The sequence below is a fragment of the Bacillus haynesii genome (assembly GCF_014042035.1).
In the GTDB taxonomy this organism is placed as follows: domain Bacteria; phylum Bacillota; class Bacilli; order Bacillales; family Bacillaceae; genus Bacillus; species Bacillus haynesii.
The window spans coordinates 2,233,509-2,255,545 of record NZ_CP059494.1; the positions used below are offsets into that span (position 1 = coordinate 2,233,509).

Below are 22,037 nucleotides of genomic sequence, written 5' to 3' on the forward strand. Positions count from 1 at the left end.
CATACCTGCATTATAAATGAAATATCAGCCTTTTTTGTCTAAAATTTCAGAAAATGATTCCTTTGGTACACATCAACATCCGGAATATAGAACGATGGATGGCCATCATCACATGTAAATAGTTAGTTTTTCCCTATAAAAAAACATTCAGCCTGGCTGAATGTTTTAAGGGCAGCATATGGCATTTTACGAATCAGAAGCGGGCAAGCGGTCTGACAGATCAAGGAGCTCTTCAGAAAAATCGCTTCCTTTCATCGGTACACCGTGTCCTGTCAACAATGCAGCCGGTTTTAATCCTGCCAGCTTCCGAACCGATTCTGCCGCTTTTGTCCAGTCCATTGTGAAATAAGCCGGCGGTCCGTTCAGCTCCTGCTTTTGAATCGCCACTTCAAATAGAGACTCCTGCTCAACAGTTGTAACGGCGTCTCCTGCGATCAAAGTTCTGTCCGACTGCCGGAAAAGCGAAACATGCCCCGGTGTATGGCCCGGCGTCTCAACCCATTTCCATCCTTCCAGAAATGGAAGCGAACCATCTTCATTTAGCTGCTTTACATGGGACGAAATGTTGATGGAGTGCCTCGGAAATAACGGAGACATCTTTGCAACCAGCCCGCTTTTTACTTGCGGTTTGGCAGGCGGATAATCGGCTTTTCCCGTTAAATAAGGCATTTCTTTCTCATGGGCGTAAACTGGAACCTGCCATGTTTCGAGAAGATCTTCCAAAGCGCCGACATGGTCGAAATGTCCATGCGTCAAAACGATTGCTTTTAGCCGAAAATCGCCGAAACGCTCCTTCGCCTCTCTTAAAATAAATGGAGCGGACTTGGGCATTCCGGCATCGATTAAAACGGCTTCCCGCGAATTAGGATCGAAAACAAAATACACATTGACGATTTGCACCGTCAAACCGAATACACCTTCGGCATACTCCTCCAAGACCCCGCTGTTGATGGACGTCAAAGGCATGTAAGGATCACTCATTATATTCACCACACTCACTTATCATATATTTTATTACTTTGCACATTTGACTGGAGGATATGCATCGATGAGCACCTTTGAAAAAATGAAGGAGGGACAAACCAATGGCAGATGATCAGTGGTTTACTGTGACAAAGCTTGATGAATGCACATATGCGATCAGCGAATACGGGCATTGGGAAAATGTACACTCTTATTTGCTTATTGGGGTGAAGGAAGCCGTTTTAATTGATACAGGTCTTGGCATCGGCAGCATGAAGACGGTAACGGACGGTCTGACCGATCTGCCGGTGAGCGTCATCACAACCCATGTCCATTGGGATCACATCGGAAGCCACGGTGAATATCAGCGCATTTACGTTCATGAAGCTGAGAAAGAATGGCTGACTGACGGAATCAAAGGGCTTTCGATTGAGCAAATTCGCCGTGATGTCTCGCGAGATATCACCAAGCCTGTTCCGGCCGGCTTTTCCCCTGAGACATACACCCCGTTCAGAGGCAAACCGTCGGGAACGTTGCAAGACGGCGATACGGTCGGCTGCGATTCAAGGCCGCTTGTTATTTATCATACGCCTGGACACTCCCCGGGGCATATTTGCATCTTTGATCCAGCGTCAGGCTACTTGTTTACCGGCGATCTGCTGTATACCGGAGCTCCCATCTATGCATTCTATCCGACGACTGATCCGGCTCAACTGGTTCAGTCGCTTGAAAAAGTTTCGGCTATCGAGCGCGTAAAAAAGGTTTTCGGCGGGCATCATCAGCTTGGCCTTGATCCCGACATTTTGCAGGAAGCCGGGCATGCGGCCCAGCATTTGAAGAAGCATGGTCTGGCAAAGCATGGCACAGGCATGCACCGATTTAAGAGCCTGAGCTTTCAGTTTTAACTAAAAAAGATGATTGCCCGGCCGGGAACCATCTTTCTCGCTTTCCTCAAAAATGCAGACCTTTCCTGCGGGAACCTGATCCTTTAGCTCCAAACATGAAAGACGTCAGACAAAAACCTATTACACCGCCGGCCGTATTTAAAATTAAATCGTCCACATTAAAGGTTCTCGCCATTATTAATCCAGTCACAGATAGCACAAGCTGGAGACTCTCAATCAAAAAGCTCGTCAAAAAAACAAAAACTGCAGCCTTTTTAAGCGAAATTTTTCTCCATAGAACGGAAAGATACACACCTAAAGGAATGAGCAATAAAACATTAAAAAATGTAAGCTTGACGGAATTCCAGAAAAACCAATCAAATCCGCTCTGCTGATACATTTGCACCCATTCAGCGACAAAATAAAACGGAATGAGCTGAATGTTCATTTGAGCGTATGCCGGCTGCGGCGGAATGTTGATTCCGCCTATCGTATAGTGATAAACAACGCTCAAATAAACAATAAAACTGGCAAACACCATTTTTCTAAACAAACTTGTCTTTTTTCGGTTTTTCACAATGTCGTACAAAAAGTAGACGATTGCATACATGAAACCGAGCAGCATGAAATCAACTGACCAAAACATTAAAATTCACACCTTTATTTTTAGTCACTATACTAACAAGTTTTGTTGATTTTCACCATAGCTCATAAACACTAATTACCAAACTATTCTTCCTTAGTTTTTAAAGCGTCAGAAATACTTATTTTTTTCAAGACAAAAAATAAGAAAGATAGTGAAACCAAAGATAAAGTACTTGTGAAAGTAACTGAATAAAAATAATATTTGAAATAATCATAAATATTATGGTTTTCAGGCATTGATAATGTAAGAAAAAGAATTATTGTTCCGCTTAAAAGAAAAGCTAATATTAAATAGATAGTCATTTCAATTATTAGGTCTTTCAAGACTGCTGTGACACTTTTTCCAAAGGCCCGATTAATTGCAATTTCAGCTTTTCTTTGAATGATTCTAGAATACATTGTTGCAGCCAATGTTAAAACAGAGTAAAATGCAGTAACCGCAAATAACACAGACCCAAGTATGGAAAGATAATTAGAAATTGACTCAAGTCTCTTATTATCTTCTGTTTCTGAATAATACAGACTTCCAGGAATTGAGGAAACCATTTGTTTCGTCTTATTAATAATCCCCTTCTTTTTTTGTTTAGAAATTGAATGGTCAGTATATATTGTCAACTCTTTATAGCCATCAAAAACCCCAATTTTTTTAGCCATTTCTTCATAAATTAAAACTGTAATTCCCTCACGTTCTTGGGAAATCTGATTTTTTTTCATCAAGTAAGGAGACAAGATAATTCGTTCTACTTTCAAATCCCAATTTTCAAATTTTGGTTTTTTTTCATCAGAATATTCAATCCTGCCGATTTTCACTTCGTCTCCATTTATAATTTTATTATTCATTTCTTTTTGATTTATTTCAGGAAAGAAAATAAAGGCTGATCTTGATTTTTTCACTTTCCTCACGGAACTTTCATCAAAACTATACATGCGTTGGAGATGTTTAAGTTCACTGTCATTCACTAATACAAAATTCACGTTAGGAATAGGTATAAGATTATTTGGTACTAAATTATCAATTGTGTCCTCAGATATTTCAACATTTATATTTTCCGGCTTATAGGTACTTATCCAAGATTTAATTTTGGGTGAAAGTTGTTGTTTGGTTAGGAGCAAGGTGCTCCCTAGTGAGTTTGGAACTTTATCAATATAAACAACTCCTGGCAAGCGTTGAAGATCTTCTACACTTTTATAATCAAAAGAAACAGATTGATTGGTTTCGATAATATAGCCATTTACATGTTCCTCAGCAGTCAGTTGCTTAGATGAAAGTATAAAATCCGGTGTTGTTTCTTCGGATTTTTCAATTGTTTCATCGGCTATTAACTGGGTAAAGAAAAAAATCATGATCGAGAAAGACAGTATAACAATAAATAATATAGAAGATTTCCATCGAAACGTAAGTTGAATCACCAAAGACTTCATTTTAAAAGGAAACTTTTCTATAAATTGATAAACACGGTATCCTTTTGCTATAAACGGATTCCCTTTTAAATTCGTATGAATTGTTTCTTTGTTTATTTTTTCCGTTACAATTAGTGCTGTTATACATAATGAAAAAAATAATAAGGTGAGCCAAATCGTGACGAAAAGAGTAGATTCCAACAGAGGTGAAGAACTGTAGTTTTCAGTACGATATGTTTGATAATTTAATATCTTTTTCAAGTACACCCCAACAGGAAAAGATATTAAGAAACTCACTAAAACAATAATGGTACTCTGAAAAAAAACAAGAAGCCTTATATGATTTTTTTTTGCTCCATGGGATCTCAGTATCGCAATTTTTTGTCGGTAATTCTGATAGAACACCTCAAATATTCGAAAACAGCAACACAACGAACCAAATATTAGAATGATCGAAAAAAATAAACATATATAGAAAATCCTATTATAGTTTTTATATCCTTCATTAAAAAGATGCTCATTTTCATATAATTGTTCAGGGCTAGACAAATGTTGCTCGAAATTTTCATTTATTTCTTGTTCGATCTTTTCTACATTTTCATTTTGAAGTGAAAAAATAAAGCTATTTTGTATATCAATGTGCTTATCTGCATTAAATTTTGTCGGACTTATAAAAATATTTGGATATGTATTCTTTCCTTTTTCTATATTTATTGGAGTAGACCAATTTGAGGAATAGTTATTCACAATACCTACTATTTGATAAACTTCCTCAACAGCACCTATTTTTAATTTAACATCCGCTCCAATAACGTCATTCGTTTTAAAAGAGTCAGTTAAAAATGATTCAATGGCAATCTCATTTTTGTGTACAGGCATCCTCCCATGTAAAATATGTATATGCCCTAATTCTAAAGCACTTTTGTCAAACCATCCAATAGATGCTCCGACTGAAGATTCATTAAAATCTTCAGTGTAACCAACTAAAAAAATTCCTCCTCCTTTTTTTACACTATGTATTCCTTTTAACTCTTTGAACTCCTTTTCATTGAGATTGTTAATTATAGCATGATGCTCACCATATTTTTCATAGGCCTTTTCTTTTGTGTATTTCAGAATTTCTTCTGTAGCGCTGTTCACCATAATAAGAAAGACCATTGATATAGAGATTATTAAAACCATTAAATAAGATATTTTTCTTCTTTGGAACAACGACTTAAAAGCTAATTTAACCCAAAACATATTTCAACACCTTTATAAAGTTTTGACTCGTCCATCTTCAATTAAAAAAAGCTGATCTGGCCTCTCTATCAAGTTCTCTTCGTGTGTAACAATCACTAATGTTTTATCAAATTCTTTGCATAAAGAAACTAAAAGTTCAATAACTTTTTTTGCGTTTTTTTGGTCTAGATTACCAGTAGGCTCGTCCGCAAAAATAATTTCTGGATCATTTGCCATTGCTCTTGCAATAGCAACTCTTTGTTGCTGACCACCTGACAGTTGGGAAGGAAAGGATTTCAACTTGTGCCCAATCCCTAAAATATTTGTCATTTTTTTAATGTTCGAAATGTCTTTTTTCTTTTTATTAATCATTAGTGGCAGGATAATATTATCAAACACTGAAATTTCAGGAATCAAATGATAATTTTGAAAAATAAAACCGAAATTATTACCTCTAATATTAGCTTGTTCAAAATCCTTTAATTTGTAAAAATTTTGCTGTTTAAACCACACATGGCCGTTGGTAGGTTCCTCCATGCCACCAAGAAGACTCAGCAAAGTTGTTTTACCTGATCCACTTTTCCCTAAGATTACATTAATTGAACCCTTGCTTATAGAAAGAGTAGTAGGGTGCAACGCATTAAATAATGAAGCACCCTCTCCATATGATTTTGTTACTTGATTTGTCGATATTATAATTCTATTATCTTGTCTCATAATATTCCTATTGTTTAATCCTTCCTCCACCTTTTATATTAATTCCGTAATCTGAATATGTGTGCTTCGTAACATTAACTCTGTAAGTTCCTTTAGCCACTTTTCCAACATTTTTGCTATAACTTTTTCCAGTGGTTAGTCTACCAGTACTGTAGCTAGTAAATACTCCTTTGCTAATTGTGACAGTATATTTATGAGTTTGTGACAGAGTTTCACCAGTTTCAGCCTTAATAGTTCTTGCATTAGCAGTTATAGTGGTAGATTTATTGCTTAGTTTATGCTTAGCTTCTCCAGTTACTGCTGATCGAATATTGAAAGAATATGGCTCATTATAAGCTAAACTCACCGTGCTAAAGCCGAAAATGAAGACCAAAGCTACAACAGAGAAAGTAACTAATATTTTCTTTCTCTTTAATAACCTTTTCATAAATAATCCCCTCTTCCTTTTTATCTTCTTTTTTGATTGTCCAATCAAAAACAGATCTGTCATATATTAGGTTAATATTAAAAATAATATAAGTCAATACATAAATTGGATTTTTATATCCATCATTTGTTTCAAAAGAAATGATTAATATAAAACGGATATATTATGATAGAGAGGCTAATTCCAGAGCTTTTAATTTAAATACGACTTTCAACCCGCAAAGTGTGGAATTTCAAATCAACAGCTTCAAAATGTACATAAAAAAAGGACAGGATCTCTCCTGCCCTTCATTTTACCATATACCCAACAATTTCCACCATAAACCTCCGACAACAAGCCATGTCACAATATGAACAATCGACAAGATGAAGCCGATTGACCACCATTTGCTTTGCGGAATATAGCCGGCCCCGAAAAAGACGGGAGCCGCTCCAGCTCCGTAGTGCGTCGTCGAAGCAAAAAGGTTGCTGAAAAACGCAAGGCTTAATGCTGCGAGGAGCGGCGGAGCGCCTGCTGCGATGATCACGGCGAGAAAGGCCGAATACATCGCGCTGATATGAGCGGTTGCACTCGCAAAGAAATAATGCGAATAATAGTAAACCCCAATTAAAATGAGAAATGCGCTGACCCAGGAGAATCCTGAAACATACGATTTCATCGCGTCGCTGAACCAGCCGACCATGCCGAGTTCATTCAAGAAGCTCGCCAGCATGACGAGCGCGGCAAACCATGTCAGCGTATCCCATGCGCCTTGCTCTTTCTTAATATCGTCCCATGTCAGGACCTGTGTCAAAAGCAGGACGGCTAAACCGATCAATGCCGTTGTTGTCGCGTCAATTTTCAGGTTTCCGCCGAAAATCCATAAAAAAAGGACGAGCAAAAAGACCGCGACCATCGAGAGTTCCGATTTTTTGAACGGGCCCATTTCTTTCAGCTTCTCTGTTGCGATTTTCGCCGCATCAGGCGTTTCTTTCACCTCAGGCGGATACAGTTTATAAATGACAAGCGGGGTGATGATCAAGCTGACAAGTCCCGGGACGATGGCCGCCACAGCCCAGCTTGTCCAGGTCAGATTCACACCTGCCACATCATGGGCAAGTTTGGCAATCAGCGGGTTTGCCGCCATAGCCGTTAAGAACATTGCTGAAGTGATCAAGTTCCCCTGAAAGCCCACCTTCAGCAAGAAAGCGCCGATGCGCCGTTCTGTGCCGTCCTTGGGCGTCGACTGAAAAGTTTCGGATAACGAACGGATAATCGGAAAGATAATTCCCCCGGCCCGAGCGGTATTACTCGGGATTGCCGGCGACAAAATCAAATCGCTGACAAGGAGTGAATACGAGAGTCCGAGTGTTTTTTTGCCGAACATCCGTACAAACAAATAAGCGATTCGCGCGCCTAAACCGGTTTTAATGAATCCCCGTGAAATAAAAAAGGCAATGACGATCAGCCAAATCGTCTTGTTTCCAAACCCGCTGAGCGTATCTTCAATCGACAGCGTTCCGGTGAGCGCCGTGACCGCCAATGCGAATACGGCGATTGCCCCCATCGGCAGCGGTTTTGATATAAAGCCGATAATCGTTGCCACAAAGATTGCAAATAAGTGCCATGCTTTCGGGTCCAATCCGGCGGGCGACGGAATAAACCAAATAACCGCTCCGACTAAAATCGTGACCGCAAGAGGAATGATGTTCAGTGCTGATTTTTGTTCTGCATCTTTTTCTTTAGCCACAACCTTTTCCTCCTATTCATATCGTTTTCGGTTATTATTCTACTCCTTTCCAGCCATCATTCAAATTTTATTTTATTAAAAAAACTGCCGACCATGTCGGCAGTCTGCAATTTATACCCAGGATTTCACTTTTTCATGATCCGTGACGAAGAGAAGGACTTTTCCTTCATCAAGCTGCTTCTCGAATTGTTCTGCTTCCTGTTTTGAAAAGCCGATCTCATGAATTTTATTGCGGAGTTCGTCCCCTTTTTTGTTGAAGATATTGCCGACGGCATTTTTAATGCCTGTCTCTTCGGCTCCGATCGTATTGGCATCCGCGTTGTCCGCAAGTCTCTCAGTACGGTCGTCATCATGTGATAGAACGTAAATATCTTCTCTAGCAACTCCGATTTCCCTAAGTTCCTCAACATCCTTCATCAGTTTTTCATCATTGGTATATTGTCTTACTACCGGTTTCATATGAATCTCCTCCCTTTTTTCATGTTGTATTTAAGACTTACCCTTTGTTCACGCACCTAAACGAATGAATGCTCTGTCATGACATTTTCATTTCAATGTTACAATTGTTATAAATTTTCAGATAAAACGTTTGAAAGGATTGACATTTCAGGTACATTAACAAATAGACAAGGCTTTTTAGATGGGGTGATTGAAGCGTGTATTATTTTTCACCGGAACAGCAATATAACGCATGGATTATTAGCGATTTGGTCAAGCAGATTTTTTCAAGAGAAGGTCATCAAGAAGCTGACACTCATCGATTTGAATCATTTGCTGCCAGACGATTCGGCATTAATATCGATTACGTCTTTTCAATCATCATGAACATCGGCGATCCGGAAGAAAGGAGAACGGCAAGCAGCACCGAAGACCTCCTCTCTTCTTATCTCCTGTCATTGCTTCCTTTTATCACAAAAGACATGTTTCAATTTTCAAGGGAAAATGCGAATCAATATCTTTTAAATGAAAGAAATGCTGATGTTTTTCATCTTTTTCTGCCCGATTCTGTGCTGAAGAAAACCTTTTGTGCAATTCGCTGATCTTTTGCTAAACCTCTTTTTTACGTGATAAGTTATAAGTAAAAGGAGGAATCATCATGACGCAAAAACAAATTGAACTCGCAAGACGTCCGCAGGGCATACCTGTTATGGACGATTTTCGCATAAAAGAAACGGAAATTCCGGAAGCAAAAAACGGAGAAGTGCTTGTAAAAACGCTCTATGTCTCAGTGGACCCTTATATGAGGGGAAGAATGCAGGATACGAAATCCTATGTCGAGCCATTTCCACTTGATGAAGTGATCACCGGGGGCGTGATCGGCGAAGTGATATCTGCAAAAGGAGACAAGCTCAAAAAAGGGGATATTGTTTTGGGCCGCTTGGGCTGGCAGGAGTATTCAGCGGTTCGCGAAGACGATCTCCAGAAAATCGATCAGTCCCTCGCGCCTGTTACCGCTTTTCTTGGGATTCTCGGCATGACCGGTTTGACGGCTTATTTCGGGCTTTTGGACATCGGACAGCCAAAAGCCGGTGAAACGGTTGTTGTCTCCGGAGCCGCCGGAGCTGTCGGCTCCGCAGTCGGACAAATTGCCAAAATCAAAGGGGCGAGAGTCGTCGGTATTGCGGGCTCTGACGAAAAAACGGCATACTTAAAAGAAAAGCTCGGTTTTGATGAAGCAATCAATTATAAAACAACGGAAAATATAGCTTCAGCGCTTGAACAGGCTTGTCCGGACGGTGTCGATGTTTACTTTGACAACGTCGGAGGCACGATTTCAGATGCCGTCTTCACCCTGATCAATAAGTTTGCACGAATTCCGGTCTGCGGGGCGATTTCTTCTTATAACGTCAAAAGCACAGAAGATGATATGGGACCGCGCGTACAAACGGCTTTGATTAAATCAAGCGCCCTGATGAAGGGATTTGTCGTCAACGATTACCGGGACCGCTTTCCTGAAGGAACCAAACAGCTTGCCGAATGGGTAAAAAGCGGGCAGCTACAATATGAGGAAACGATAACAGAAGGTTTCGAGCGGATACCTGAGGCATTTTTAGGCTTGTTTGAAGGAAAAAACCTCGGCAAACAGCTGATCAAAGTTGCCGATTCCGAAAATGCCTGAGCATTCATACAAAAATTGGCCTGCCGGCGGCAGGCCAATTTCTTTATTTTTCAATAATCCGTCCTCTTTCATACACGATCCGCTGAAGCGTGATTTCAAGCTTCTTCGCCAGCTTTTTCAGCCTTTCCTCTTCAATGCGGTTGACAAGGCTGATCACGGTTCCTTCATTCCCCGCTCTTCCCGTCCTTCCCGACCTGTGGATATAGCCTTCAACGTTTGGCAAATCGGCGTGGATGACATAAGGGAGATCTTCGATGTCGATCCCGCGCGCTGCGATATCGGTCGCAAGAAGCAGTGTGAACTCGCCTGCCTCAAATGCCTGCAATGTTTTTGCACGCTCGATTTTTTTCGCCTCGCTGTGAAGAACGCCGATGTCCACATGATGAAATTTGAGCTTTTCGGCATATACGTTTAAATTGCCGATGTCTTTGACAAAGACGAGCGCCTGCATGCCTGGAAGCCGCGAGAATTTCTGCAGGATTTTCACCTTATCCCGCTGGTCGCATACGAGAAATTGATGTTTGACTTTTGCCGATTCTTCTTTCGACCTCTTGATCCTGAGAACTTCCGCTTCTGTCGTCATGCCGCGGAGCTCGCGTTCGGCATCGTCTTTTAAAGTCGCCGAAAAACAGAGGAGCTGCCTGTCGCGGAGCGTCGATTTGATGATGCTTTGTATCGTCCCGCGGTGCTCCGGTGTAAGCAGGTGATCGGTTTCGTCAAGGACGATCATTTTCACTTCGTGCATTTTCAGCTTTTTCATTTTAATCAGCTCAAATACCCGTCCAGGTGTGCCCGCAATGATGTGCGGGTGTTTTTTCAGCTTTTCCTGCTGCTTTTTGACATTGGCGCCGCCGATCAGGGAAGCGGCCCTGATATCAGAGCCTTTTTTCCATTCGACGATCACATCAAAAATCTGCATGACAAGCTCGCGGGACGGAGCCAGAATCACAGCTTGCACGTTCTTTTGATCCGCCTTCAGCTTTTCCAGAATCGGCAGGACGTAAGCGAGCGTTTTGCCCGTTCCAGTCGGCGACTCGGCGATCACGTCACGCCCGTCCAAAATCAGTTCGACTGTGTTTTTTTGGACATTCGTCGGCTCTTGAAAGCCCGATGCCTTCCAGTTTTCTTGAATAAACGGTTTTGCTTTATTTAAAAATGGCCATCTTTCTGTCATGTTTTTCTCCTTTTATCAGGTTGATTCTGCTCCTAGTATCTCAAAACAAAAGCGGCTGCGCAATTTTTCTTTTATTGTTCCCTCTGAGTTCGATATAATCTTATAGAATACAGATTATATTTTGAGGTGCAAAACATGAGTTTACTTACAGTCACAAAGCTGAGCCACGGTTTTGGCGACCGGGCGATCTTTCATGATATATCCTTTCGCTTGCTGAAAGGCGAACATGTCGGTCTCATTGGAGCAAACGGCGAAGGAAAATCGACCTTCATGAATATCATTACAGGCAAACTTGAGCCTGACGAAGGAAAAGTGGAATGGTCCAAAAAGGTCCGGGTCGGCTATCTTGATCAGCATACATCACTTGAGCGCGGACAAACGATCCGCGACGTGCTGAGAAACGCTTTCCATTATTTATTTGCGATGGAAGAAGAAATGAATGCCATCTACACAAAAATGGGCGAGGCCGACCCCGATGAGCTTGAAAAGCTTCTCGAAGAAGTCGGAACGATCCAGGACGCCCTGACCAACAACGATTTTTACGCGATTGACGCAAAAGTTGAAGAAATCGCCCGCGGCCTCGGGCTCAACGATCTCGGCCTTGACAGGGATGTCGCGGATTTGAGCGGCGGCCAGCGGACAAAGGTGCTGCTTGCCAAACTGCTCTTGGAAAAGCCCGACATCCTGCTGCTCGATGAGCCGACAAACTATCTGGACGAACAGCATATCGAATGGCTGAAACGCTATTTGCAGGAGTACGAGAACGCCTTTATTTTGATTTCTCACGACATTCCGTTTTTAAACAGCGTCATCAATCTGATCTACCATGTGGAAAACCAGGAGCTGACTCGCTATGTCGGCGACTACAACCAATTCCGCGAAGTATACGAAGTGAAAAAACAGCAGCTTGAAGCAGCCTACAAGAAACAGCAGCAGGAGATTTCAGAGCTGAAAGACTTCGTCGCCCGCAACAAAGCGCGCGTCAGCACAAGAAATATGGCGATGTCCCGACAAAAAAAGCTCGATAAAATGGATATGATCGAGCTCCCTTCGGAAAAACCGAAGCCTGAATTTCACTTTAAACAAGCAAGAACATCCGGAAAGCTGATTTTTGAAACGAAAGAGCTCGTCATCGGCTATGATGAGCCGCTGTCCCGCCCGCTGAACTTGAGAATGGAGCGGGGACAAAAAATCGCTCTGTACGGAGCCAACGGCATCGGAAAAACGACATTGCTGAAAAGCCTCCTGGGGGAAATTTCACCTCTGTCGGGAGAAGTCGAACGCGGCGAACACCTTCATATCGGCTATTTCGAGCAGGAAGTCAAAGAAACCAACAACAACACATGCATAGAAGAAGTGTGGAACGACTTTCCGTCCTTTACACAGTACGAAATCCGCGCGGCCCTGGCGAAGTGCGGACTGACGACAAAGCATATCGAAAGCAGGGTTTCCGTATTAAGCGGCGGGGAAAAAGCAAAAGTCAGACTATGCAAGCTTATCAATTCAGAAACAAACCTGCTTGTACTCGATGAACCGACAAACCACCTTGATGTTGAAGCAAAAGAAGAATTAAAAAGAGCTTTGAAAGAATACAAAGGCTCCGTCCTGCTCATCTCTCACGAACCTGAATTCTATATGGACATCGCGACAGAAACATGGAATTGCGAGTCATGGACAACGAAAGTTTTATAAACAAAAAAGCTTGTTTCCTTTTAGGGAAACAAGCTTTTTTCATTAATGACCGGCTTTGATGCCTGCCAAATAACGGCGGCCTCCAGCCAAAACGGCGATGCCGGCAAGCACGGCGATGCATCCTGCAAAATAAGGAGTATGCGCAGTAAAATGATCGGCTAATACACCTGCGATCCAAGGTGCAATGGCCCCGCCGATGAACCGGATGGAGCTGTAGGCAGATGAAGCGACAGACCGTTCGACAGGCGCAGCTTCCATCACCGCTGTTGTCAAAATCGTATTGATCATGCCCAGAATACCACCGGCAATGATGATCGCCCCGATGACGAGCGCCATATGCTCCGTCCAAATGCCGATCGCGAGCAAATCAGCTGCAAACAGCATAAACAGAAGGATCAGGGAACGGACGGTTCCAAAGATCCGCTGTACGGCCGGAGCGATGAAAACGGAAGTGATTGCAAGAAACAGCCCCCAGCCGAAAAAGACATAGCCGAGGCCCCGTTCATTTAAGTTAAGAACAAACGGCGAATATGCAAGCAGGGTGAAGAAACCGAAATTATATAAGAATGCGGCTCCTGAAAGCGTCAATAGCCCTTTATAACGAAGCGCTTTGAGCGGTGCGCTGACGGATATTTTCTTCTGCGGTTTTTGAACAGGCGGCAAAAGAAAAAAGATGGCCAAAAGAGCAGCTGCCATTAAAACCGATACGCCGAAAAACGGCGCTCTCCACGAGATTGTGCCAAGCTCTCCGCCGGCAAGCGGTCCAACCGAAATGCCCAATCCCAAAGCCGCCTCATACAAAATGATGGCTTTTGCACTTCCGCCTGATGCCACGCTGACAATGACGGCAAGCGCAGTGGAGATAAACATGGCGTTTCCGAGTCCCCAGCCGCCGCGGAAACCGACGAGCTGAGAGATGGAATGCGAAAGCCCGCCCAGGCCTGCAAAGACGATGATCAGGATCAAACCGCTGATTAACGTCAGCTTTGCTCCAATCCGGCTCGATACGGCGCCTGATAAAAGCATCGCAAAACCTGTGACAAGCAGATAGCTTGTAAATAAAAGCGAAACCTGGCTGGGGGAAGCATGCAGCTGCCGGGCGATCGCCGGCAGAATCGGATCGACAAGCCCGATCCCCATAAACGAGATCACGCAGGCAAAGGCCACGGCCCAGACCGCTTTTGGCTGTTTAAACATACTTGAGTTCTCAGGTGGTTGTTCATTCATTATCTATCAAACCTTTCTTTCCAAATAAAGAAACGCTATAAAAATAGCGTTTGTCTTGTTTAATCAATTGATTGAAGCGCATTCTCGGCTTTTGCCTGCATACCCTCCAAGCGCTTCTTGAATGATTGAAATTTTTCAATCTTTTCATCAATCATTCTCATCTGTTCATTCAGCATCCTCTGAATGTCTTCAAGCTTTTCTTTTCGTTCCCGTTTGTCCAGTGATAAAAGGTATCCTTCTTTATTCATTTCCAGGTGCTTGCCCGTTTCCATGAACTGCTGGAGCTCCTGCAGCGAGAATCCCAGCACTTCCTTCGCGCTGATCACTCTTTCAAGCTCTTCAAGATCGTCTTCAGAGTAAAGACGGACACCGCCTTCCGTCCGCTTCGGTGAAGAAAGCAGACCGATTTCTTCGTAAAAGCGGATCGTTCTTTTCGTCAGGCCGCTTCGCTTGGCCATTTGATCAATCTTCATCCACTCCACGTCCATATCCCCCCGAGATTTTTCTTCTTTTCTATTATACTACTATTATACTTTTACGTAAACGTTAAGTTTTTCGATGCAACAATAAAAGAACTGACTTGACATCATCCTGCTGCTGTAACGTATCATAGAAATGGACATCAAAACAGGAGGACAAATAACAAGAGTGAACACTCATCAAAATCGATTCTCAGTTCAAAGCAAGGTTTCGGCATTGATTGAAAGCCGGCTGTTTCAGTCATTCATAACGACGGTCATTGTGTTGAATGCCATCTCAATCGGTTTGGAAACTTACGCTTTCTTTAAACCTTATCAAAAAGTATTTTTTATTGTGGATTGCTTGTTTTTAACGATATTTGTAATCGAACTTTCTCTTAAACTATTCGTTCAAAAACAGCACTTTTTTAAAAACAACTGGAACGTTTTTGACTTCGTGATCGTCGCCGGCAGTTTGATTCTTTACAATACGAATTTCGTCAGCGTTCTCCGTATCTTCCGGGTGCTGCGGGTGCTGCGGACGATCACTTCCGTTCCCTCATTAAGACGGATCGTCAATGCGCTGTTTATGGCGATTCCGACCATCAGCAGCGTCATTATCCTGATGAGCATCATTTTTTACGTGTACGCCGTCATCGGTACGATGTTCTTCTCTGCCATCGCGCCGGAATACTTCGGCAATCTGCAGCTCAGCCTTCTGACACTGTTTCAAACCTTTACGCTCGAATCGTGGGCAAGCGGCATATTCAGGCCGATTTTTGCCGAGAGCGGCTGGTCATGGCTCTATTTCGTTTCATTTATCGTCATTGCGACTTTCATTATGATCAACTTGATCGTCGGGGAAATCGTAAATAATGCACAAAAAATTTCTCAGGAAATAGAAGATGAGACAGGCGAGCTGAAAGAGGATACAAAAGAAATCAAAGAACTGCGGGCGGAAGTCAAAGAATTAAAGACACTTCTGGAAACCTATATCACGCAAAATGAAAAGAAAGATTAAAAGGGGCCGGCATCTGTATGCCAGCCCCCTTTTTCGTCTTTAATTGAGGATAACAGGCAGCTCGGCCAGCGATCTAAAGCCGATTAACCTGCGAAATGGAACGTCTGATGAAGCGAGCTTCAACTTAGGCAGCCGCTCCAACAGTGCGGGAATGGCAATTTGTGCTTCGAGCCGCGCCAATGCTGAGCCTAAACATACGTGTGTACCGGCTCCAAAGGCAAGGTGCGGATTCGGTTTTCTCGTGATGTCATATACATGCGGGTTTTGAAATATCTTCGGATCGCGGTTGGCGGCTCCTAAAAGGATGTATACGTGCTCTCCTTTTTTTATCACTTTCCCGTTGATTTCACAGTCCTCTGACGCGGTGCGCGCTGTCAGCTGCGTCGGACTTTCATAGCGCAAGCATTCTTCGACGGCTGACTCAATCAACAGCGGATTTTCTTTCAGTGCGCTGAGCTGGCCGGGATGGTTCATGAGCAAAAACAATCCGTTCGTCAAAAGGTTGACCGTCGTCTCATGTCCGGCAATCACAAGCAGGATGCACGTCGCAAGCACTTCATCTTCGGCGAGCTGCTCATGACCGGCGAGTGTGCTGATCAGGTCTTCAGAAGGATGAGCTTTTCGCTTTTCAATCAAATCTTTAAAATACGCCGTCAGCTTGGCAACGGTATCCCCGCCTTTTGCCAGCACTTTTCGTGTGCGGGTCAAATCAATCGTTTGAATGAGATCGGCCGTCCATTGCCTGAATTGATATCTTTCCTTTGCGGGAACGCCGAGCATCCCGGCAATGATAAGACTTGCCAAAGGAAAGGCAAATTCGGATACCATGTCAGCCGACTTCTTGTTTTCAAGCTGATCGAGCAATTCACGGACGGTTTCTTCTATAACAGGACGGAAAGTTGCCGCCTTCTGCGGCATGAATTCTTTGCCGACAATCGTCCGCATCCGCTTATGGCTGGACTCATTTTGAAACAGCATCATATTCCGCTGCAAATGCTGAAGTTGTTCATATTTTGTTGAAGCTTCAGGGAGAGGAACGCGGTTTTTAAATGCCGCGTTCCTCAAAACCGCCGCCGCTTCTTCATATCCGGTGACATACCAGCCCGGATGCTTTAAAACGGTTCCTTTATATACAGGATGAACCGACCGCAGCTTATCGTAAAACAAATATGGATTTCTCCAAAAATCCGAATCCGATTTCAGGCTCGGCCCTGCCTCGTGCAGCTCTGTCGTCATGTTATATCTCCCCCGTGTTACTGCTGTAAACTGGCTTTCATTTCTTCCACCGATTCGACTTCAAATCCTAAATCATGGAGCATTTTATGGTCCTCTGTTTCATTCTGTCCTGCCGTTGTTAAATAGTCTCCGACGAAGATCGAATTGGCGGCATACAGCCCCAACGGCTGCAAGGAGCGGAGGTTGACTTCGCGCCCCCCTGAAATGCGGATTTCCTTTGTCGGGTTGATAAAGCGGAACAAAGCCAAAACCTTTAAACAATAAAGCGGATTCAATTCATTGACCCCTTCCAGCGGAGTCCCGTCGATCGCATGCAAAAAATTAACCGGAATCGAGTCGGCATCAAGCGCCTTTAAACTTTTCGCCATATCGACGACATCCTGCTTCGTCTCTTTCATCCCGACGATGACGCCCGAGCATGGGGACATCCCGGATTTTTTGGCTGTTTCCACAGTGTTCACCCTGTCATCATACGTATGGGACGTTGTAATGTTTAAATGGTTGGTTTTTGATGTATTGATGTTGTGATTGTACCGGTCCACTCCGGCTTCCTTCAGCCGCTCAGCCTGTTCGGGCTTTAGCAGTCCGAGGCATGCACAGACTTTTAAGCCGTATGTTTCTTTAATTTCTTTAACGGCGTCGACCACTTGATTGACTTCTCTGTTGGACGGGCCTCTGCCGCTCGCCACGATGCAGTACGTTCCGATATTTAAATCGTGTGCACGCTTTGCACCTTCAAGCAAGGTCGTTTTGTCGACCATCCGGTAGCTGTCGATCGGCGCTTTTGATATCGAAGACTGCGAGCAATAGCCGCAGTTTTCCGGACAAAGGCCGGATTTTGCATTCATAATCATATTGAGCTTTACTTTTTTTCCGTAGTAGCGTTTTCTGATTTGAAAAGCGGCATGCATAAGCAGGAGAACTTCGTCATCCGGACATTCCAAGATGGAAAGCGCCTCTTTTTCAGTTACTTCTCCGCCATCCAGCACACGTTCTGCAAGTTCCATCCACTGATTCATTTTTCTGCCCCCATTTGCATTTGATTCATAATCAAGGAAACATCGACATGATCCTTGATCATGTTTTGAATTTGTGTTGGTGAAGCGTCTTCAAGCTTCGGTATAACGCCAAGGAGTGGCACACCGCATAATCTTTCAATCATGTCCGGATTCGTCTGTTCGTCAAGTCCCGGCCGGCTGCTGATGCCGTTGATCACGATGCCGATCACGCGTATCCCCATTTGTTTTGCGTATTGGACGGTTAAATACGTATGGTTGATCGTTCCGAGATTGGGACGCGCCACAATGACAGCCGGCAAATCGAGCGCTTTGATCAAGTCGCTGACGAAATAATCCTCTCCGAGCGGCACCGCAATCCCGCCTGCCCCTTCAACGATGAAGCAATCGTGCCGATCCTTTATCTTTTTCCAATGGTTCACGGCATCTTCCAGCTCGACGGTCCTCCTTTCGAGCTTCGCAGCTGTGTAAGGTGCAAGCGGCTCTTTAAATACAAAAGGCGTAACCTCTTCATCAGTGAGAGACGTTTCAGACATGGTCTTCAAAAGAGCTGTATCACTCTGCGGATCGCTAGTGAGCTCGCCGCTCAAAAACGGCTTAAACACGCCGACATCAACATGCTGCTCTTTCAACAAAGCGGCAAGGCCGCAAGCGACAAACGTCTTCCCGACTCCCGTATCTGTTCCCGTTACAAAAAAACCCTTCATTTCACCAAGTTCAACTCTCTTCCCATTAATTTAAACCCCTCTAATAGTTCTTCAATCTCTCTCAACCTGCGGTCTGCGGTGACGGTCAACCTGATCCGGCTCTCTCCTTCTGCAACAGTGGGCGGGCGGATGGCCGGGACATCAATTCCCTTCTCCTTCAGGCCGCTTGCAAATCGAACAGCTTTTTGGGGATCTCCGATCATAACCGGTATGATCGGCGTATCTTCTCCCTTGACCGTAAACCCGATATCCTCGAGACCCCGTTTGAGCGTGTTCACCGATGATTGCAAAAGCCGGCGTTTATCCCGGCTGTCTTCGATGATGTCTAAAGCTTTGCATGCCGCCGCACAGCTTGCGGGCGGGACAGCCGTTTGAAAGATAAATGTTCTCGCATGATTCAGCAAAAAATCGATCAATGTTTTAGAGCCCGCGATGAAGCCGCCTTCTGCGCCTACAGCTTTACTTAACGTGCCGATGACAACATCGGGAGAGACGCCGAAAAACTCGCTCGTTCCCCTGCCGGCTTCTCCCAAAACCCCTGTTGCGTGGGCATCATCAACGATGACAAAGGCCCGGTACTGCTTGGCGAGCAGCATGATTTCATCAAGCGGCGCAATCGTGCCGTCCATGCTGAACACGCCGTCTGTCACAATAAAGCGACGTGCACGGCTCTGTGCGGCGCGGAGCTTTTCTTCAAGGTCATTCATATCCTTGTGACGGTAAACAACTGTATCAGCTTTTGAAAGGCGGCAGCCGTCGATGATGCTGGCATGGTTCAATTGGTCGCTTAATATGACGTCTCCTATTTCAGGCAAAGACGAAAGCACGCCGACATTGGCCAAATATCCGCTTGAAAACAAGAGAGACGCTTCCGCCTGCTTAAAACCGGCGATTTTCCGCTCAAGTTTTTCATGCCATGCGGTATTGCCGGACGTCAGCCTTGATCCTGTGCTTCCGGCTCCAAAGCTGCGGAGCGCCGTTTCTGCGGCGTGAATCAGCCGTTTGTCGTTGGCCAGACCCAAATAATCGTTTGACGCCCAATTCGTACGCTCAGCTTGAGGCAGTTTAAGCGAGCGGTAAAGCCCGGCTGCCTTCGTCTTTGCGAGCCGGCTGCTGAGCCATTCGTCAATGTGCACGGCCTGTAACCTCTTGAATCGCTTCTTTCATAATGGCCACCATGGCGCGCAAGTCATCGGCGGTGCTGGCGAGCGGAGGAAGAAATGCGACAACATCCCCGAGCGGTCTTGTCAGCATGCCAAGCTCTCTCATTTTCAAAGACACCCGGTATCCGATTCGCTCTTCAGACGGATAAGGCTGCCTCGTTTCCTTCGACTGAACGAGCTCGATCCCGCTCATAAAACCGAGCTGACGGATGTCGCCGACATGAGGGAGCGCTGCCAGATCATGAAAGAGCGATTCCAGTATTTTCGATTTTTCGGCAACTTGAGCGACGATTTTTTCCGATTCGAACAGGCGCAAATTTTCCAAAGCAACAGCACAACCAAGCTGGTTCCCCGTGTACGAATGGCCGTGGAAAAACGTTTTCAGTTTGTCGTAGTCATCATAAAATGCCTGATAAATTTCCTCTGTCGCAAAAGTTACGGCGATTGGTAAATAGCCTCCGGTAATGGCCTTACCAGCCGCCATCAAGTCAGGCTGAACACGTTCATGCTCACAGGCAAACATTTTCCCGGTTCGGCCGAAGCCTGTTGCCACTTCATCGACAATCATTAAAACATCATATTTCGTACAAAGCTCCCGGACGCCTGCCAAATATCCTTCAGGCATCACGATCATCCCTGATGCCCCTTGGACCATCGATTCGACCGACAGCGCGGCGATCTCACCGTGCCGCTCGCTCAGAAGTTGTTCGAGTTCTGCGAGACATTCATCGCGGCACTCGTCCGGGTGGCCGCTTTTCGAGCGGTATACGTAAGGAACGTTTACCTTAAAGCTTTCAAACATAAGCGGCCCGTATACATGGTGGAAAAGCTCGATCGCACCGACGCTGACAGCGCCGATCGTATCGCCGTGATAGCCGTTTTTCATCGAAATGAATTTTTGTTTCTCCGGCTTGCCGATGTTTTTCCAATATTGAAAGGCCATTTTCAGCGCGATTTCCATTGCTGCAGCGCCGCTGTCCGAATAAAAAACACGCGTCAGATTTTCCGGCGTGATCTTGATTAACACCTCGGCAAGCTCTGTCGCAGGAACATTTGTCATCCCCAGCAATGTCGAATGAGCGATTTTGCCGAGCTGTTTTTTGATGGCCTCATCCAGTTCCTTCTTGCGATGGCCATGGACATTGAGCCATACTGAAGAAAATCCGTCGTAGTACTCCCTGCCGTCGATATCTTTCAGCTTGATGCCCTTCCCGCTTTCGATGATCAGCGGGTTTTCGTCATAGTCTTTCATTTGGGTAAAAGGCAGCCAAAGATATTGTTTGCTTTTTTCAACGAATGATTGATTCATGATTTACCTCCCGACCGAATGAATACAGGCTGTTTTTCCAAACTGGCTATACAGCTCTTTACATCTGCTAATCCATCAACAAAAAAAATCCGGCAGCCGCTTTCGTCTCCATGCTCTTTCATCTTTGTAATCCTCTGATAACCCAGCTTTTTGGCGGCAACATAGCCCGTTATGTAATCAGGGTCATCCGACCAGCATAATTCGGCGACGACGGCCGGGTGCTCACATACCTTTGAAGCGATGGCAAGCGCCTCTTTCAACCGCGGATTTGGCGGCATTCCGCACGAAGCCGCCCACCTTTGAAAATTGGTTTCCGGCCAATCGAGCCGTGAGACGCGCACTCCTTTTTCTTTTCTTCCATCAATCCTCCGGCCTGAATGAATGTCAAACAAAACGGCGCCCCTTACGTCCGAGTATTCGGCAATGCCTTGAAACGCTTTGTCAACCGCGTTTTCCGGTACGCCGGCGCGGCTGATCAGCTCACGGGCAAGCGCTTGTCCTTCTTCCGCTGATTCCGTTTCATTCGTTTCAATGCGCAAAGGTTGAACAAGCTTTATCGGTTCGTTTACAAGATCGAACCGAATTTGCATAAAGTCCGGCTTGCCCCGCGAATGAGACAATGCTTTTTCCAATAAATCGCTGACGGCATCCTTTAAACCGATGAAAGGCGCAAGCCGCTCTCCTCCGGATATGTGTTTTCCCCCCTCTTCATGGGGACCGTTCTCGGAGGCTCTCATTCTCACACTGTAATACGCTTCCCCCTTCATGCTTTCATCCCCCCTTCAAACACCGCGCTTATATGTTAACCCACAAATAATATTAGTTAACATTACAATAAAAATATTAGTATTCCTTTTCTGATATGTCAACATGGCGTACAAAACACCGGTTTGTTTGAAAAAAAAAAGACAAAAGAGATGTCTCTCTT

21 protein-coding genes are annotated in these 22,037 nt (G+C 44.4%); 5 read left to right on the forward strand and 16 right to left on the reverse strand.

The window, feature by feature from the left end; genetic code table 11:
* Positions 1–186: 186 nt before the first annotated feature.
* On the reverse strand, positions 187–981 hold the full coding sequence (locus tag H2R00_RS11110; RefSeq protein WP_182069027.1) for an MBL fold metallo-hydrolase: 795 nt from the start codon (positions 979–981) through the stop codon (positions 187–189).
* A gap of 104 nt (positions 982–1,085) precedes the next feature.
* Here H2R00_RS11110 and H2R00_RS11115 point away from each other — a divergent pair, with 104 nt between their 5' ends.
* Positions 1,086–1,868, forward strand: a complete 783-nt coding sequence (locus tag H2R00_RS11115; protein WP_182069029.1) for an MBL fold metallo-hydrolase — start codon at positions 1,086–1,088, stop codon at positions 1,866–1,868.
* 46 nt (positions 1,869–1,914) lie between these two features.
* Here the strand turns inward: H2R00_RS11115 and H2R00_RS11120 are convergent, their stop codons facing one another.
* The 6 genes from H2R00_RS11120 to H2R00_RS11145 form a co-directional block, all read right to left on the reverse strand.
* Positions 1,915–2,493 (reverse strand): VanZ family protein, encoded by a 579-nt coding sequence (locus H2R00_RS11120; protein ID WP_182069031.1) that lies wholly within the window; start codon positions 2,491–2,493, stop codon positions 1,915–1,917.
* Between the two features lie 83 nt (positions 2,494–2,576).
* Positions 2,577–5,135 carry an ABC transporter permease gene (locus tag H2R00_RS11125; protein ID WP_182069033.1) on the reverse strand — a complete coding sequence of 853 codons (2,559 nt, stop codon included), beginning with the start codon at positions 5,133–5,135 and terminating at the stop codon, positions 2,577–2,579.
* A gap of 12 nt (positions 5,136–5,147) precedes the next feature.
* Positions 5,148–5,831, reverse strand: coding sequence for an ABC transporter ATP-binding protein (locus H2R00_RS11130; protein ID WP_182069035.1), 684 nt, complete (start codon positions 5,829–5,831; stop codon positions 5,148–5,150).
* Between the two features lie 7 nt (positions 5,832–5,838).
* Positions 5,839–6,258, reverse strand: coding sequence for a hypothetical protein (locus H2R00_RS11135; protein WP_182069037.1), 420 nt, complete (start codon positions 6,256–6,258; stop codon positions 5,839–5,841).
* Between the two features lie 292 nt (positions 6,259–6,550).
* Positions 6,551–7,987 (reverse strand): anion permease, encoded by a 1,437-nt coding sequence (locus H2R00_RS11140; RefSeq protein ID WP_182069039.1) that lies wholly within the window; start codon positions 7,985–7,987, stop codon positions 6,551–6,553.
* Between the two features lie 111 nt (positions 7,988–8,098).
* On the reverse strand, positions 8,099–8,446 hold the full coding sequence (locus H2R00_RS11145) for a YflT domain-containing protein (protein ID WP_003179714.1): 348 nt from the start codon (positions 8,444–8,446) through the stop codon (positions 8,099–8,101).
* A 197-nt stretch (positions 8,447–8,643) separates the two neighbouring features.
* Here H2R00_RS11145 and H2R00_RS11150 point away from each other — a divergent pair, with 197 nt between their 5' ends.
* Positions 8,644–9,027, forward strand: coding sequence for a YfmB family protein (locus H2R00_RS11150; protein ID WP_182069040.1), 384 nt, complete (start codon positions 8,644–8,646; stop codon positions 9,025–9,027).
* A 56-nt stretch (positions 9,028–9,083) separates the two neighbouring features.
* Positions 9,084–10,106, forward strand: coding sequence for an NADP-dependent oxidoreductase (locus H2R00_RS11155; RefSeq protein ID WP_154994181.1), 1,023 nt, complete (start codon positions 9,084–9,086; stop codon positions 10,104–10,106).
* A 43-nt stretch (positions 10,107–10,149) separates the two neighbouring features.
* On the opposite strand, the gene H2R00_RS11160 is transcribed toward H2R00_RS11155, so the two are convergent.
* Positions 10,150–11,280, reverse strand: a complete 1,131-nt coding sequence (locus tag H2R00_RS11160) for a DEAD/DEAH box helicase (RefSeq protein WP_182069042.1) — start codon at positions 11,278–11,280, stop codon at positions 10,150–10,152.
* A 135-nt stretch (positions 11,281–11,415) separates the two neighbouring features.
* Here H2R00_RS11160 and H2R00_RS11165 point away from each other — a divergent pair, with 135 nt between their 5' ends.
* Positions 11,416–12,972 (forward strand): ABC-F family ATP-binding cassette domain-containing protein, encoded by a 1,557-nt coding sequence (locus H2R00_RS11165; protein WP_020450520.1) that lies wholly within the window; start codon positions 11,416–11,418, stop codon positions 12,970–12,972.
* A gap of 42 nt (positions 12,973–13,014) precedes the next feature.
* Here H2R00_RS11165 and H2R00_RS11170 read toward each other — a convergent pair whose 3' ends face one another.
* Entirely contained in the window at positions 13,015–14,199 is a 1,185-nt protein-coding gene (locus tag H2R00_RS11170; protein ID WP_182069044.1) for an MFS transporter, read from the reverse strand.
* A gap of 59 nt (positions 14,200–14,258) precedes the next feature.
* The gene (locus tag H2R00_RS11175; RefSeq protein ID WP_003179703.1) at positions 14,259–14,681 is read right to left on the reverse strand and encodes a MerR family transcriptional regulator; all 423 of its coding nucleotides are present in this window, start codon (positions 14,679–14,681) and stop codon (positions 14,259–14,261) included.
* Between the two features lie 166 nt (positions 14,682–14,847).
* On the opposite strand from H2R00_RS11175, the gene H2R00_RS11180 reads away from it, so the two are divergent.
* The gene (locus H2R00_RS11180) at positions 14,848–15,678 is read left to right on the forward strand and encodes an ion transporter (protein WP_154994175.1); all 831 of its coding nucleotides are present in this window, start codon (positions 14,848–14,850) and stop codon (positions 15,676–15,678) included.
* A 39-nt stretch (positions 15,679–15,717) separates the two neighbouring features.
* Here the strand turns inward: H2R00_RS11180 and H2R00_RS11185 are convergent, their stop codons facing one another.
* Genes H2R00_RS11185 through bioW form a run of 6 tightly spaced genes read right to left on the reverse strand, consistent with a single transcriptional unit; the run spans position 15,718 to position 21,876 of the window.
* Positions 15,718–16,914: a cytochrome P450 gene (locus H2R00_RS11185; RefSeq protein WP_182069046.1), complete on the reverse strand. Its 1,197-nt coding sequence runs from the start codon at positions 16,912–16,914 to the stop codon at positions 15,718–15,720.
* 17 nt (positions 16,915–16,931) lie between these two features.
* A complete protein-coding gene (gene bioB, locus H2R00_RS11190) occupies positions 16,932–17,933 on the reverse strand; it encodes a biotin synthase BioB (RefSeq protein WP_182069048.1) in 1,002 nt (333 codons plus the stop codon).
* Positions 17,930–18,637, reverse strand: a complete 708-nt coding sequence (gene bioD / locus H2R00_RS11195) for a dethiobiotin synthase (RefSeq protein WP_182069050.1) — start codon at positions 18,635–18,637, stop codon at positions 17,930–17,932. The genes bioB and bioD overlap by 4 nt, the downstream gene beginning before the upstream one ends.
* On the reverse strand, positions 18,634–19,773 hold the full coding sequence (bioF, locus tag H2R00_RS11200) for an 8-amino-7-oxononanoate synthase (protein WP_182069052.1): 1,140 nt from the start codon (positions 19,771–19,773) through the stop codon (positions 18,634–18,636). The genes bioD and bioF overlap by 4 nt, the downstream gene beginning before the upstream one ends.
* A complete protein-coding gene (gene bioA / locus H2R00_RS11205; protein WP_154996436.1) occupies positions 19,763–21,109 on the reverse strand; it encodes an adenosylmethionine--8-amino-7-oxononanoate transaminase in 1,347 nt (448 codons plus the stop codon). Before bioA ends, bioF begins: the two co-directional genes overlap by 11 nt.
* The gene (bioW, locus tag H2R00_RS11210) at positions 21,106–21,876 is read right to left on the reverse strand and encodes a 6-carboxyhexanoate--CoA ligase (protein WP_182069054.1); all 771 of its coding nucleotides are present in this window, start codon (positions 21,874–21,876) and stop codon (positions 21,106–21,108) included. Before bioW ends, bioA begins: the two co-directional genes overlap by 4 nt.
* Positions 21,877–22,037 lie beyond the last annotated feature (161 nt).

What these genes read in the sequence shown, in the direction of transcription:
- H2R00_RS11170 (WP_182069044.1), bottom strand. Translation starts at nt 14,199, where the DNA reads ATGAATGAACAACCACCTGAGAACTCAAGTATGTTTAAACAGCCAAAA.
- H2R00_RS11135 (WP_182069037.1), bottom strand. Translation starts at nt 6,258, where the DNA reads ATGAAAAGGTTATTAAAGAGAAAGAAAATATTAGTTACTTTCTCTGTT.
- H2R00_RS11160 (WP_182069042.1), bottom strand. Translation starts at nt 11,280, where the DNA reads ATGACAGAAAGATGGCCATTTTTAAATAAAGCAAAACCGTTTATTCAA.
- H2R00_RS11115 (WP_182069029.1), top strand. Translation starts at nt 1,086, where the DNA reads ATGGCAGATGATCAGTGGTTTACTGTGACAAAGCTTGATGAATGCACA.
- bioW (WP_182069054.1), bottom strand. Translation starts at nt 21,876, where the DNA reads ATGAAGGGGGAAGCGTATTACAGTGTGAGAATGAGAGCCTCCGAGAAC.
- H2R00_RS11125 (WP_182069033.1), bottom strand. Translation starts at nt 5,135, where the DNA reads ATGTTTTGGGTTAAATTAGCTTTTAAGTCGTTGTTCCAAAGAAGAAAA.
- H2R00_RS11120 (WP_182069031.1), bottom strand. Translation starts at nt 2,493, where the DNA reads ATGTTTTGGTCAGTTGATTTCATGCTGCTCGGTTTCATGTATGCAATC.
- H2R00_RS11110 (WP_182069027.1), bottom strand. Translation starts at nt 981, where the DNA reads ATGAGTGATCCTTACATGCCTTTGACGTCCATCAACAGCGGGGTCTTG.
- H2R00_RS11130 (WP_182069035.1), bottom strand. Translation starts at nt 5,831, where the DNA reads ATGAGACAAGATAATAGAATTATAATATCGACAAATCAAGTAACAAAA.
- H2R00_RS11145 (WP_003179714.1), bottom strand. Translation starts at nt 8,446, where the DNA reads ATGAAACCGGTAGTAAGACAATATACCAATGATGAAAAACTGATGAAG.
- bioB (WP_182069048.1), bottom strand. Translation starts at nt 17,933, where the DNA reads ATGAATCAGTGGATGGAACTTGCAGAACGTGTGCTGGATGGCGGAGAA.
- H2R00_RS11155 (WP_154994181.1), top strand. Translation starts at nt 9,084, where the DNA reads ATGACGCAAAAACAAATTGAACTCGCAAGACGTCCGCAGGGCATACCT.
- H2R00_RS11185 (WP_182069046.1), bottom strand. Translation starts at nt 16,914, where the DNA reads ATGACGACAGAGCTGCACGAGGCAGGGCCGAGCCTGAAATCGGATTCG.
- H2R00_RS11165 (WP_020450520.1), top strand. Translation starts at nt 11,416, where the DNA reads ATGAGTTTACTTACAGTCACAAAGCTGAGCCACGGTTTTGGCGACCGG.
- bioD (WP_182069050.1), bottom strand. Translation starts at nt 18,637, where the DNA reads ATGAAGGGTTTTTTTGTAACGGGAACAGATACGGGAGTCGGGAAGACG.
- bioA (WP_154996436.1), bottom strand. Translation starts at nt 21,109, where the DNA reads ATGAATCAATCATTCGTTGAAAAAAGCAAACAATATCTTTGGCTGCCT.